This is a genomic window from Flavobacterium artemisiae (genome assembly GCF_042678225.1).
Taxonomy (GTDB): Bacteria; Bacteroidota; Bacteroidia; order Flavobacteriales; family Flavobacteriaceae; genus Flavobacterium; species Flavobacterium artemisiae.
In genome coordinates this window covers 209847-222777 of sequence record NZ_JBHUDZ010000007.1, presented here as the reverse complement: position 1 = coordinate 222777, position 12931 = coordinate 209847, and the positions used below count along the sequence as shown (strand labels likewise).

The 12931-nt window shown below is 31.8% G+C and carries 12 protein-coding genes; 6 read left to right on the top strand and 6 right to left on the bottom strand.

Annotated elements, in window-relative coordinates; all coding sequences use genetic code 11:
- Positions 1–246: 246 nt before the first annotated feature.
- From ACFSC2_RS06180 to ACFSC2_RS06170, 3 genes are all read left to right on the top strand, one after another.
- Positions 247–1428 carry an MFS transporter gene (locus ACFSC2_RS06180; RefSeq protein ID WP_379816539.1) on the top strand — a complete coding sequence of 394 codons (1182 nt, stop codon included), beginning with the start codon at positions 247–249 and terminating at the stop codon, positions 1426–1428.
- 442 nt (positions 1429–1870) lie between these two features.
- Positions 1871–3079: a pYEATS domain-containing protein gene (locus tag ACFSC2_RS06175; protein ID WP_379816538.1), complete on the top strand. Its 1209-nt coding sequence runs from the start codon at positions 1871–1873 to the stop codon at positions 3077–3079.
- 109 nt (positions 3080–3188) lie between these two features.
- On the top strand, positions 3189–4010 hold the full coding sequence (locus ACFSC2_RS06170) for a phospholipase A (RefSeq protein WP_379816537.1): 822 nt from the start codon (positions 3189–3191) through the stop codon (positions 4008–4010).
- 227 nt (positions 4011–4237) lie between these two features.
- Here ACFSC2_RS06170 and ACFSC2_RS06165 read toward each other — a convergent pair whose 3' ends face one another.
- Positions 4238–4513 carry a hypothetical protein gene (locus ACFSC2_RS06165; protein ID WP_379816535.1) on the bottom strand — a complete coding sequence of 92 codons (276 nt, stop codon included), beginning with the start codon at positions 4511–4513 and terminating at the stop codon, positions 4238–4240.
- A gap of 126 nt (positions 4514–4639) precedes the next feature.
- Between ACFSC2_RS06165 and ACFSC2_RS06160 the strand changes: the two genes are divergently transcribed.
- Both ACFSC2_RS06160 and ACFSC2_RS06155 read left to right on the top strand, forming a co-directional pair.
- Positions 4640–4966, top strand: a complete 327-nt coding sequence (locus tag ACFSC2_RS06160; protein ID WP_379816534.1) for a helix-turn-helix domain-containing protein — start codon at positions 4640–4642, stop codon at positions 4964–4966.
- A 162-nt stretch (positions 4967–5128) separates the two neighbouring features.
- Positions 5129–6232: a fatty acid desaturase family protein gene (locus ACFSC2_RS06155; protein ID WP_379816533.1), complete on the top strand. Its 1104-nt coding sequence runs from the start codon at positions 5129–5131 to the stop codon at positions 6230–6232.
- A gap of 43 nt (positions 6233–6275) precedes the next feature.
- On the opposite strand, the gene ACFSC2_RS06150 is transcribed toward ACFSC2_RS06155, so the two are convergent.
- Positions 6276–8024 carry a CocE/NonD family hydrolase gene (locus tag ACFSC2_RS06150; protein WP_379816531.1) on the bottom strand — a complete coding sequence of 583 codons (1749 nt, stop codon included), beginning with the start codon at positions 8022–8024 and terminating at the stop codon, positions 6276–6278.
- 78 nt (positions 8025–8102) lie between these two features.
- Here ACFSC2_RS06150 and ACFSC2_RS06145 point away from each other — a divergent pair, with 78 nt between their 5' ends.
- Positions 8103–8756: a M15 family metallopeptidase gene (locus tag ACFSC2_RS06145; RefSeq protein ID WP_379816530.1), complete on the top strand. Its 654-nt coding sequence runs from the start codon at positions 8103–8105 to the stop codon at positions 8754–8756.
- A 4-nt stretch (positions 8757–8760) separates the two neighbouring features.
- Here the strand turns inward: ACFSC2_RS06145 and ACFSC2_RS06140 are convergent, their stop codons facing one another.
- From ACFSC2_RS06140 to ACFSC2_RS06125, 4 genes are all read right to left on the bottom strand, one after another.
- Positions 8761–9327 carry a hypothetical protein gene (locus ACFSC2_RS06140; RefSeq protein ID WP_379816529.1) on the bottom strand — a complete coding sequence of 189 codons (567 nt, stop codon included), beginning with the start codon at positions 9325–9327 and terminating at the stop codon, positions 8761–8763.
- Between the two features lie 3 nt (positions 9328–9330).
- Complete coding sequence (locus ACFSC2_RS06135; RefSeq protein WP_379816528.1) at positions 9331–10512, bottom strand: class I SAM-dependent methyltransferase; 1182 nt, start codon at positions 10510–10512, stop codon at positions 9331–9333.
- A gap of 2 nt (positions 10513–10514) precedes the next feature.
- A complete protein-coding gene (locus ACFSC2_RS06130) occupies positions 10515–11606 on the bottom strand; it encodes an AI-2E family transporter (RefSeq protein WP_379816527.1) in 1092 nt (363 codons plus the stop codon).
- A gap of 108 nt (positions 11607–11714) precedes the next feature.
- Complete coding sequence (locus ACFSC2_RS06125; RefSeq protein ID WP_379816526.1) at positions 11715–12674, bottom strand: zinc metalloprotease; 960 nt, start codon at positions 12672–12674, stop codon at positions 11715–11717.
- Positions 12675–12931: the final 257 nt, after the last annotated feature.

Sequence of the window (12931 nt, the reverse complement as noted above, 5' to 3'; positions counted from 1 at the left end):
ATTTTTATATATCTGATTGTTAGTTGTTTGTTGTTAGTTGTTTTTTTATTTTTTATTAAAATAAGAGATAATATTTTTTATAAATTTTGTATTTAGAAATACAGAAACAAATCAATTTCCGGCCTTAGTTGAACAATTAGTTCGAATCCTTCTGGGATCACAATTAGCCACTAATTTCGAGTGGTTTTTATTTTATTAACTTTGAGTTGTCGCAGATTTTTACAAACTTTATCAAACAGTCGGATAATGTCACAAAAACCAAAATCTATTTATACACTGCAATTTATTTTGCTTTGTTTGAGTTCGCTTTTATTCTCCTCAAGCTTTAATATGATAATTCCAGAGCTTCCGAGCTATTTAAGCAGTTTAGGAGGTGCAGAATATAAAGGTTTTATTATTTCATTATTTACGCTTACGGCAGCAATTTCGCGTCCGTTTAGTGGTAAACTTACTGATAAATGGGGCCGTGTTCCTGTAATGGCTGTTGGATCTGTGGTATGTCTTATTTGCGGATTTTTATATCCAATATTAAGCTCGGTTGCTGGATTTCTTTTTTTGCGTCTCGTTCATGGTTTTTCGACCGGATTTAAACCTACAGCAACTTCTGCTTATGTGGCTGATATTATTCCGAGAGAGCGTTGGGGAGAAGGTTTAGGTATGCATGGACTGTGTTTTAGCATTGGTGGAGCTTTAGGACCAGCTCTTGGAGGTATGGTTGTTAATGCTTATGGAATTGACATTATGTTTTATAGTTCGTCGTTTCTTGCTTTTTTATCGATTGTAATTGTGATGAATATGAAGGAGACTTTGGCTGAAAAAGAAAAACTCCACAAATCAATGTTTTTAATTAGTCGAAAAGATATTATAGATATTGGCGCACTTCCTGCTGGAATCATCACTTTTTTCTCTTATACGGCTTATGGTTTGGTTTTAACTTTAATCCCTGATTGGAGTGAATATCTTGGTGCTGAAAATAAAGGAATATTTTTTACTGCATTTACTATTGCTTCGGTTATGGTAAGATTTGGTGCCGGAAAGGTGTCGGACAGACACGGACGTGTAAATGTTATACTTGCAGGAATGATCATAATTGCAGTCGCTCTTTTTGTAATTAGTATTGGAGACAGCATAACGATACTTTTGGCAGGAGCGTCACTTTATGGAATGGGAGCAGGTATTTTGTCGCCGGCAATCAACGCGTGGACTATTGATTTAAGTGATCCTGCACATCGAGGAAAAGCGATTGCAACTATGTATATTTCTATGGAAGTGGGAATTGGATTGGGCGCGTTACTTGGCGGAAGTTACTACAGTGATCAAATTATAAGGATTCCACAGATAATAAAATTTGACATTTTGGTGTTGATTTTAGGAATTGCCTATCTCTTGTATTGGAAAAGAAAATATTCGAAACGAAAAATATTTTAAACTAAAATTTTAATTTTTTATACTTCATAAAAATGAACTTCTCAGCAGAATTACATCAATTTTGTTGCTGAATGAATCATAAAAATGGAAATTTTTATAATTAAGTTTTATCTAAAATGACATAAAAAAGGTATAACTACTTGATAGTATGTTGCCTGTAAATTATATATTTGTTTACAATTACCTTAAAATGTATTGTAAATTTATATATGATGTTTTTTTAGTGATAATTATCCATTCCTTGAAGACTTTACTTTTTTGCTAAAAGCCAGTTCTACTTTATATTTTTTTAGTTTTTTATTCAAGCCAAACAGCATTTTTTATTAGCCTGCATCAATTAAAAATAATTAAAATAATTCATTTCTAAAGGCATTTTTTATTACAGTTTTACACTATAAAAATGCCTAAATCAATTGTTAGATTTATCAAAAAAAATAAGATGATGAGTAATTTAGAGAATCAATCGAAGCATAAATGGGCAAGATTTATCAACAAAAATAAGTGGGAAGATGATGATGATTCAGAATTTGTAGCCGAACAAATAAAAAAAGAAATAGAAACTGAACCTTCAATTTTGATATACTTTTTATTAAGTCTAATTGTTGGATTAATAGGTGTTATTGGATTTCCTTTATCCAATAATGGAAATGGATTTTCTTTAGTTTTTATTGGTATTTTGCTAGGAATGTCATCTTTGGTTTGTGGTTTTTTCACAGGAACACTTTTCGGAATGCCAAAAAGGAATGCAACAGATTCTAGTGATTATACTTTAAATAACAGCCTTGTAGAAATCTCGGAATGGCTCACAAAAATAATTGTTGGATTGGGTTTGGTAAATTTAAGGGAAATCCCAGAGTATCTTTATAATTTAGGACAGTTTGTAAAGAAAGACTCGAATAATCAAAGCTATGTTGATTTTTATGCCATGTCTATTTTAGTTTATTTTTCAGTTTTAGGATTGTATGTCGGCTACAATTACATGAGACTTGTATTGTCGCCTAAATATAAAATAGTAGATGATAATATGTTGAAAAAGATTGAGCAAGTAACTGAAAAACTTAAAGAAACAAAAAAGGAAAATGTCAAATTACAAGACGAGATAAGTATAAAAAGCGATGCCGCGCAAAATCTTTTAAAAATCGTCAATAAACCCGATATTCCTATTGAAGATATTCAAGTTAAAAGTGCAGAAATCGCAAATAGGCCAGATGTAAATGAGACACAAAGTGATATAACATCATATGTTAATAATATGGTTAATGATGCGCAGGAAAAACTAAAAATAGGATTACAAACAAATCCTATTGATCCGCAATTGGGTCAATGGGGTGGAAAAGCAATAAATAATGAAAGAGAATTATCTGCAAGCGTTACCGAAATTTCTAAAGGTTTCTATGAAATTGATTTAAGCGTAAAATCTATTAATAATGATAATCCATTAAATTCAGGCGAGGTAATACTCTTAGCTTTGCATGATACATTTGGAGATCCTCCTTTCCGATTACTAACTGTAGAAAATGGAACAGCTCAAGTAAAATTAATTTCGTACGGTTCTTTCACCATAGGTGCATATGTGGACAGAGGCAATACTGAATTAGAATTAAATTTAGCAGCTTTACCAAATGTATCCGAATATTTTAAAACACATTAAAATACAAAAAACAATTTGCTTTTAATTGTAGTTGATTGTTTTTTAAATAATCTAAAAAACGTAACTTAGTGTAATAGGCTAGAATAACAACCTCAAATTTACATTAAGAATGCATTTTAAACACGTTTTAATTTTCCTGATATTATTTTCAATCCAAGTAAAATCCCAAATTGTAGAAGAGAAGAAAAATTTTCGAGCTGCAGATTCATTATTAAAAGAGAATAGTTTTTCAGTTCATAGAGATAACTACTTTTTAACTGGTGTGCCGATCGACGAACCCATTACCAGAAATACTGCCGATGTAAAATATCAGGTAAGTTTTAAACTTCGATTAAATTCAAAGCCTCTTTGGGGAGGTTTTTTTCCGTATTTAATGTATACTCAAAAGGCCTTTTGGGATATTTATGCAAGTTCAAAACCTTTTTCAGAAATTAATTTTAATCCCGGCGTAGCTATCGTTCGCCCTTTTTATTTAAAAGGCGGAAGACTTACTTATGGAACTGTATCTTTAGAACATGAATCAAACGGACGGGATTCTATTTATTCGAGGACTTGGAATATGCTTGCTTTTTCATTAAAATCACAAGTTTCTCCCAGATGGATAGTTGGAATTCGAGGTTGGATACCTTTAGTAGATAAAGATGATAATCCTGGTTTAACAAAATATGTCGGCTACGGCGAAGCAAGTGCTACGTATCAAATAAAACCAGGCCGATGGAGTGCCGATGTTCTTTTTAGAAAAGGCAGCGGACTAATAAATTATGGTTCCTTACAGACACAAGTAAACTGGCGACCATATAAGGATGAAAATTATTATCTCACTCTTCAATGGTTTGTAGGATATACAGAAAGTTTAATAGATTATCAAGAACATAAAAGCATGATTCGTTTAGGTTTTACTATTAAACCTGAGGGTATGGGAATTTTTTAATTTTTTAAAATATTCTTCAATTGTTTCAAATTACTTTCATGATCTGACTAAAACATTTAAAATGAATTTTAACCCCTTCATTGTATTGATCTTGAGTCATGCCATATAAAGAAATTTCTTTTGGTAATTTGTTTTTATTTGACAATTTGTTTTTAACCGAATAAAATTCAGCTGTATTTTTAGGTGTTTTTTTATCTTTCATATCATTTCTGCCATCAAAGTTTCGATTAACTTTGAGATGTCAATTGTTTTATTTTTTCAATAGCTTCTTTGTTTTCTTTTGCAACTTCTACCAAAGCAAGTAGGATATCGTTTCTAAAAATGGTTTTGTTTCTTACATTTCTTATAAGGGATTTATTCGGAGCTAATTGTCCTTTTTTTACAATACAAGCAATTGTTAAGTCTACGTATGTGGCGGGTAAATTTTGATTTATGTACTCATAAGCTATTTCATTGTGAGAATTATCTTCTTTTGCCTTGTTAATTTTGATTAATTTTGACATATATTTGCTATTTATTACTTAATATTGCTTATAAATGTAAAAGTAAGAAAAATAATATATAGAGCATATATTTTGTAGTAAAAAAATGTACATTATGTTATGTTTTGTAACAATTTTAAATAAATTATGTATAACGAGAAATTGGGGAGGTTCTTTAAATCGAAAGGATTAAAGCAAAAGGAAGTGGGAGAAATTTTAGGATACAGTCCAGCAATGATGGGACGATATTTACATGGGACAGCAAATATTGGCCCAGATTTTTTGATAAGCCTGCATAAGCATTTTCCCGAAATAGATTTAAATGATCTGTTTAGAATAGAAAATGCACCGAATGTGGTTAATGATTCTAGAGCTTCATACGAAAAATCGAATGTTTTGATTGATTTAGAGGATATTGAAAATCGAATTCATAAAATCAGATTGCATCTTGAAAAGAAAAACTTTGAAGATTAGAAAGTAAAGAAAAAAATAAAAACCATCCCTATAAGGATGGTTTTATTTTTTATGATATTAAATCTAGTGTGAAAATCTTTCATTTTTTATTCTAATCGTTTGATTTGTTGTTGTTTAGTAATTTTTACTAAATTTGATAGTGCAATTCTAACCAAAAACCACATGGAAAAATTAAAACGACCAGTTTATGCTAAATCTGGAACTGATGATTTTTTTAAAAAGATGCGTTTAGAAGTGAATGAAACGGTCTTAAAGAATTCATCTTTTTATGTACTAAATGTTGTTAAGTCTTTAGGTCTTCTTGTAGTTTTCTTTTTGTTTTATTCCGGTATAATAATCTTCGGAAATCAAACTCCTTTATTATTCCTTTTTTACATTTTGTGCGGTATTACTATGATCGTGCTTTTTATCAATGCTTTTCATGATGCGGCACATGGAGCTTTGTTTAAAAAACCGAAACATAACGAATGGTTTCTCTATGTATTAGAACTTTTTGGCAGTAACCATTGGCTTTGGATGCGGCGCCATATCGGTCTACATCATGCTTATCCAAATGTTCCAGACTGGGATATCGATATTAAACAAAGTGATATTATTAGAATTTTTCCAAACAGTCCAGTTTTTAATTATCATAAATACCAGCATATTTACATGTGGTTTATTTATCCATTGTATAGTCTGAATTGGATTTATATCAGGGATTTTAAAGATTTTTTTGGAAAGAAAAATAACTACGTCAAAAAAATAGTTGACAAAATTCCGAGACAAGAAATTTATAGATTATTTGCGGCAAAAATTATTAATCTGATTTATATACTTTTTATTCCAATGCTAGTATTAAATCAACCTTGGTATGTGGTTTTTTTTGCTTGGCTGGCCATGCATATGAGCGGCAGTGTTTTGGGGGTTGTAGCTTTGGTTTCGACACATGTTGATGAAGACGCTCATTTTCCTGGAACCGATGAAGACGGAAATCTTTCGGATACTTGGGCAGTACATCAAATGATTGTAACTAAAGATTTTAGTACAGAAAGTAAATTGGCTAATTTTTTATATGGTGGTTTTACCCACCACATTGCGCATCATCTTTTTCCTAACGTTGGTCATACTTATTATCCTTACATCACGCCAATCATTAAAAAGTATGCCGAAGAATATAATCTTCCTTACACTTCTTATCCATTTTATCATGCTGTGCGTTCTCATTTTAGAATGCTCAAAAATAAAGGCGTAAAAGAAAATATTTTAATGACGGGTGAGATTTAGTGTTAACTACTTGCCTGGAAATGATTTATCCAAAAATAATTTGCTATTTTAATACCGGAATCTTTACAAAACTGTCATTATACCATTTTATAATTAAGGGTTGTTTTGCATCTTTAATCGTTTCTTCACTTACGTCTTTTCCTGTTCCGTAATTTAACTGCGAAAACGGATTTTTATTTACATTTAAAGAAATAAGCAGTCGACTTCCTTTTCTCAATTTTTTGCTCACAAAATGGGTATTAGTAAAAGAAATCGTTTCTATTTTGTTAGGCTCAAGAAGCTGTCTTTTTTCAATATCTTTAGCATAACTAGCCCTTCCGATGTAATAAGATAAATGAAAATATTCGCCTTCTGGAGTTACTTCATAAAGTGTTAAGCCCAAATCCAAATCTTTTTTATTGATACGGAGTTTGATTTCTCCTAAAAAAGATCCGTTAACAATTAAAGGTTCTTCTAAAGGTTTGCTGATGAAAAAATAACCGTCGTTAGCACTGACTTCTTTTCGAATAATTGGACTCGGATAATAATTGTTATTACTTGTTTCGCGATCTTTAAAATCGACTTCCTGTGTTAGAAAATCTTTATTTTTTGGTTTAACAAAATCAGCTGTACGAAAGTTTCCCGATGGAGTTGAGGTCAGATAGAAAGTCAGGAAATCATTGTGCATTTTTTCAAATGACGGAGCGCTTTTCCATTCATTTGCGCCCATAACTTCATAATTAATTTTGTCTTTTAAAATTTCAGGTTTTGCTCCATTTTTCAAAATATAATCAAGCCATTGGTAAGTGATTTTCTTAATATCAATTAAAGCATTAGGATCTACTTTGTAATCATTTAAAACTGCTTCACCGCCAATCTGAGTTCCAAAATGACCATATGGGCCAATCACCAGATAAAATGGCGTTTTGGGGCTGTACTTTTGAAGTTCTTTCAAATAATATAAACTCGAATTTTGCGAATCATTATAATAGCCGTCAAAAGTCAAAACTGGAATATTTATCTGCGAAAAATCTTTTTTATAAGGGGCCATTTTCTGCCAGTAATTATCGAATGAAGGATGACTGACCCATTTTTGAAACCATCTATTTGGAGTTCCGTCAATGCTGTCCATTTTTTTGTAGGCTGCGCCAGTTTCCCACCATTGAAACATCATTCCTCTAAAACGGCCTCTGTCGTTTCCAGCCACTGTGTCCAGATATTTGTTATTTCCAACGTAAAATGCCCATTCATAATTTGGGTTTATAAAAACATTGTTTTCCATCGGAAGACCCATTCCCGGCCGATTCGCAACTGACGGAACAATGGTTTTAAGCGCAGGATGCATTTTTTTACACGCAGCCCATTGCGTAAATCCGTTATAACTGCCGCCATACATTGCAACACTTCCGTTGCACCATTTTTGTTTGCTGATCCAATCTATCGCATCATAAACATCGTTGCTTTCGTTTTCATACGGATTAATTTCGTCGGGACTAAAGCGTTTTCCTCTCGAATAAACGATGATCCCGATGTAACCCTTGTCTACAGATTCTTTGATGCTTTTAAGATCTCGACCTTTGTCTCTTACATAAATAGTATATTGTAAAATGACGGGTTTGGATTCAGAATCGTTTTTCTTTCGCGCAATAATGGCAGATAAAATTGCTCCGTCGCGCGTTTTGATCGAAACACTATCCTGAATATCGTAATCGGATGGAATGTTGTTTGATTTTAAAGCTTTTGTCTGTTGTGCAGTAAGTGTTGAAACAACAAAAACTATACTTAGAAACAAGAAATATACTTTTTGAGTCATAATTAGAAAGCTTTTAAGTTGAACGAATTTAATTATTATTTCTATATTTACTTACAGAAAGACTCAAATTATAACTTTATGTTACATTTCGCAAAATCTTTGTTTTTTTTACTATTTGTATTTTCGGTTTCGATTGGAAATGCACAGCATGAAGCTTACTCGGATGCAACAGAATCACAGATTTCGGATACTACTTTTGTAAAACTTAGAGATTACAGTAACGATTTTATTTATGATATGAAATATGCAACTGAAGATAATTTTCTAAAAGCAAAAGTTTACGATTGTGCTGAATGTATGCTTCGGTTAAAAACTGTAAAAGCTTTAATTGCAGCAAATAATGAATTTTTGAAAAAAGGTTACAGAATCAAATTATACGATTGCTACAGACCTTTGGATATACAAAAAAGAATGTTTGCTATTGTATCGAATCCAGAGTATGTGGCAGACCCAAAAAAAGGCTCCATCCATAATAGAGGAGGAGCCGTAGATATTTCTTTGGTTGATGTAACTGGGAAAGAAGTAGATATGGGAACTCCTTTTGATTTTTTTGGAATTCAGGCGAGTCATAATTTCAAACAGCTTTCAAAAACAATACTTTCAAAAAGAGCGTATCTGAAAAAAGTGATGATTAATAACGGATTTAATTCGTTTGACTCAGAATGGTGGCATTATAATTTAAAAACAGGTTTAAAGGATAAAGTTGCCAACGAAAAATGGAAATGCGAATAGTTAATTATTCAACACATCTTATATTTTCTATAAAATAAGTGTCAGGTTTGTAGACCTTACCATTCATTTCAGAGGTTATTTCAGGTCTAATAATATAATCTTCGATGTTAGTCAAATATTTGACACGCATTAAAGTGACAGGCGATTTTTTCAATTCTTCGAAATTATCTTTAACAAACACGAAAATTCCAGTATTCACACGATTGTCAAATCCTTTGTCATCGCGAATAAGGGTGCCGCAGTTTTCTTGATCAATATGACGCAGGGAAACAATTTTTCCGTTTTGTAATTGCAGGTAAATTTTAGAGTTTTTATCAAAACAGTTCGCTTTAATAAAATCTTTACTTTTTTGGATTGACTGCACATTTAATGTCGGAAGTCCGTCGGTTTGTGCAAGCGAAAAAAACAAGTAATTAAAAGTACCGCCAAAGTTTTTCTCACTAATTAAGTATTCATTTGTTACTTTGTAAGTTCCTAGAGAATCGGTAACATTTGTGCTGTATTCACAAGGTTTTTGAGCAAAAGCAGTAAAAGTTAACAGAAAAAATGTTAACGTAATTAGATATTTCATTAGTTAATTTATTTTGGTGCAAATTAAAACTATTTTGTTATCTTTTACATCAGTTGTAAAAAAACAATATAAATTTCCACCATTTTTTATTTTCCATTTCTTTCGAATGTATTCTACTGTTTCAGGAAAATTACGCGTTGTAACGTTTGCCTGCTTGTTTGCGAGCTCATTTTTCATATCATTTTTATTGTATGAAATTACTTTTTGAACCTCAAATCGGCGCCCTGGAAAATCAATTAAATTTTCAGAAGTGTATAAATGCGAATGTTTGTGCAGTTTGTCAATATTAAAAATTGAACTTACTTCATCAAAACCACCAGATTTCATAATGGCAGAGTTGGGTTCGTAAAGATATTTTTTAGGCAGTTCATAAATCGAAAACGAGTTTTCTTCCCCCAAAACAAATTCAAAAGTTTCGGTTTTGTCCTTTAAAATATTGGCCGTTTTTAAAGTTATTTCGCCAGTATAATTTTTATGAATTTCAAAAAGCAGTTCTTTTACCTCGTTTTCCAGCGCAATAATATGGGTGTTTTTTACATTTTTTAATTCTGATAATCCAGCCGAAATATCTAATAAAGGAGCGGTTTTGATTAAAATTGAATCTGATTTTTCAAAATAAAAATCAAGTAATTCTGGAACATTCGGCAAGCAGTCTTTCAGCATAAAAACTTTGCCTTTTGCGTCATTTCTTCTCGACGGATCAATATAAATCCAATCCCATTTTTGATTCGATTTTTCTAAATAATCTTGAGAATCGCCGCTGTAAAATGTACAGTTTTTTACGTCTAATTGTTCAAAATTATGCTGAACAACTGCCGATAAATCGTCATTAATTTCACAATGAGTTATAGAATCAAATTGTTTCGAAAAATAATAATCATCTACGCCAAAACCTCCCGTTAAATCAATTACCGTTTTTCCTGAAATTAAAGAAGCTTTGTAAGAAGCTGTTTTTTCAGAAGAAGTCTGCTCTACAGAAATTTTACTCGGATAAATAATGTTTTCAGCAATAAACCAAGTCGGGAGTTTCTCTTTTGCTTTTGTTCGCGCTTCAATTTGATTTAAAATTAAAATCCATTCCACATTTGGGAACGGATTTTTTTGAAGTGCTAGTTTTGTTATATCTGCACCCGTATTTTCAATTATAAATTTCTGGATATCTGGATGCAAAATAGAAGTGTTCAAAGCTAAATTCTTTCGGTTAATACGGAGACAATTTTGTTGTTAGGAAAAAACTCTTTTAGAATTACTTTGATCATTGTAAATGCTGGAACGGCTATAATCATTCCGACAATTCCAAACGTAATACCGCTGATTAAGATTACTAAGAATATTTCTAACGGGTGCGAATTTACACTTTTTGACGAAATTATCGGCTGACTGATATTATTGTCAATCGCTTGAACTAATAAAAAGCCAATAATTACGTAAATAGTCTTAGGCAGAATTTCTGATTGAAAATCTTGCCCAATCATACTGATCATGGTTAAAATTCCAGCCAAAGTAGTTCCGATAATTGGTCCGAGATATGGAATTACATTTAAAATAGCACATAAAAAAGCGATTACAAATGCATTTTTATTTCCGAAAATGATTAATACAATTAGATAAAGTATAAAAACAACAATCAATTGCAGTAATAAACCAATAAAATAGCGCGTTAAAAGATGGTTTATTTTGGTAATCGAATTTAATATTTTGTCTTCATTAGAATCTGGAAGAATTCTTCTCGCCTGATCTTTAAAAGTTGCTTGATCTTTTATGAAAAAGAAAGTAATAAAAAATACCGATACCAATCCCATTCCCATATCGGCCATAAAATTGATTATAGAATTGATAAATCCTGTAAAATAGCTAAAATCTAAGACCGAAGTAAGTTTTGAATCTTTTATAACTTTATTTAAATCAATATGCTGAATATTAAAGTATTCTTCAAGATGTTTTTCGGTTTCCATAAATTTGGTCTGAAGATGTGCTGTGTCCAACAACGCCAAATTATTAGCTTGCGAAATAATCAAAGGAACAAACAATAAAATAAAGCCGACAATCAAAAAGATAAACAGTATAATGGTTGTTGTGGCGGCCATTGAGTTGCCGAATTTCAATTTGTTTTTTAAAAATAATACCAACGGATTAGCAATTAAACATAGAATCAATGAGATGCATAAATAAACTATAACAGTCTGAATTTCATATAAAAAATATAAAACAATACCAATTATTAAGATAGTTGCTAATGCTCTTAAGATTCCGTTTGCGATGATTTTTGATGTGATCATATTTAAATTTTAGACTATAAATATAGGGAAAAGCGTTTTAAAATCCGTTAGAAATAAAAAAAAGCGGGACGTTTTACGCCCCGCTTTTAAGATAAATATGTTTACACCTTATTGTGCAAAAGAAGCTCTTGCACCTCCAGTGGTAAAGATGGCAGAAATTCTATTTTTCTGTCCAGTTGAGAACATATACATTGCTGCATCATCCACATAATCCATGTAGTTCATTGTCATCTCTACAGGAGTCCCAGAACAAGTACTGTAGTGAGGATAAGCAGGAACACCATAATTGGCTGTATTATGTGTTGGCGTATCAGAAACAAGATCACTTCCGCAAGTTGCGTCTCCCCATATATGACGCAAATTCATCCAGTGTCCTACTTCGTGAGTAGCAGTTCTTCCTAAGTTAAATGGCGCATTTGCAGTTCCAGAAAGTCCAAAATATTTAGGATCAATTACAACTCCGTCTGTAGAAGAAGCTCCACCAGGAAATTGTGCGTAACCTAAAATACCGCCTCCAATAACGCAAGACCACATATTTAGTTTTGTAGTTGGCGAAGTTGGAGCAAGTCCGCCTTGAGCCGTTTTCTTCATGGCGTCATTAGTACCCCAAGAAGTTTTTGTTGTAGATTTTCTGATAACTTGATCTAAAACAAATGTGATTCCGATGTTGGCTTTAACACCAGCAAAAAGAGCAGGAACACTGTTGTAATCAGTATTCAAGGCATTAAAATCTTTGTTCAAAACATCAATCTGAGATTGGATTTGAGCATTTGAGATGTTTTCTGCTGTTGTTCTGTACAAGACATTTACAACAACTGGAATCTCAATTTTGCCATTTACTAAACGGCCGGTAAAATTGGAAAGAGAATGTTGTGCCGTAAAAGCCTCAATTTCATTCATACGAATGGCTAAAGACGGATCAGCTTTAAGTTGTGCGTTTAAAACATCCTGAGATGCACAAGCACGTCTTGAAGCAACAGCACTATCTGAATTTACAGCTTCAGATTGATCATTTTGGCATGCGAAAAGCATTAACGCAATGCATGCGGAAATAATAACTTTTTTCATAATTAATTCGAGTTTTTGTTACAAAAATGTTGTTTAGTTAAATATTTAGGCAATTCTATAACAAAATATTTTTGTGACAAAATTTTTACAAAGAATTATTTGTCAGAAAATTACAAACCCTTACAAACACTGATTCCTACAAAAATCGAATATGAATTATTAATAAGTTTTTTCTTTCTTTTTAATTTTTTTAATGCATTTTGACGGTCTTATTTGCACTTTATCGATTGTAGACCAATTTAATGCAATTTAGGCAA

Coding starts and splice junctions, on each gene's coding strand:
- ACFSC2_RS06130 (WP_379816527.1), bottom strand. CDS start 11,606: ATGATCACATCAAAAATCATCGCAAACGGAATCTTAAGAGCATTAGCA.
- ACFSC2_RS06175 (WP_379816538.1), top strand. CDS start 1,871: ATGAGTAATTTAGAGAATCAATCGAAGCATAAATGGGCAAGATTTATC.
- ACFSC2_RS06145 (WP_379816530.1), top strand. CDS start 8,103: ATGTTACATTTCGCAAAATCTTTGTTTTTTTTACTATTTGTATTTTCG.
- ACFSC2_RS06155 (WP_379816533.1), top strand. CDS start 5,129: ATGGAAAAATTAAAACGACCAGTTTATGCTAAATCTGGAACTGATGAT.
- ACFSC2_RS06170 (WP_379816537.1), top strand. CDS start 3,189: ATGCATTTTAAACACGTTTTAATTTTCCTGATATTATTTTCAATCCAA.
- ACFSC2_RS06165 (WP_379816535.1), bottom strand. CDS start 4,513: ATGTCAAAATTAATCAAAATTAACAAGGCAAAAGAAGATAATTCTCAC.
- ACFSC2_RS06160 (WP_379816534.1), top strand. CDS start 4,640: ATGTATAACGAGAAATTGGGGAGGTTCTTTAAATCGAAAGGATTAAAG.
- ACFSC2_RS06150 (WP_379816531.1), bottom strand. CDS start 8,024: ATGACTCAAAAAGTATATTTCTTGTTTCTAAGTATAGTTTTTGTTGTT.
- ACFSC2_RS06180 (WP_379816539.1), top strand. CDS start 247: ATGTCACAAAAACCAAAATCTATTTATACACTGCAATTTATTTTGCTT.
- ACFSC2_RS06125 (WP_379816526.1), bottom strand. CDS start 12,674: ATGAAAAAAGTTATTATTTCCGCATGCATTGCGTTAATGCTTTTCGCA.
- ACFSC2_RS06140 (WP_379816529.1), bottom strand. CDS start 9,327: ATGAAATATCTAATTACGTTAACATTTTTTCTGTTAACTTTTACTGCT.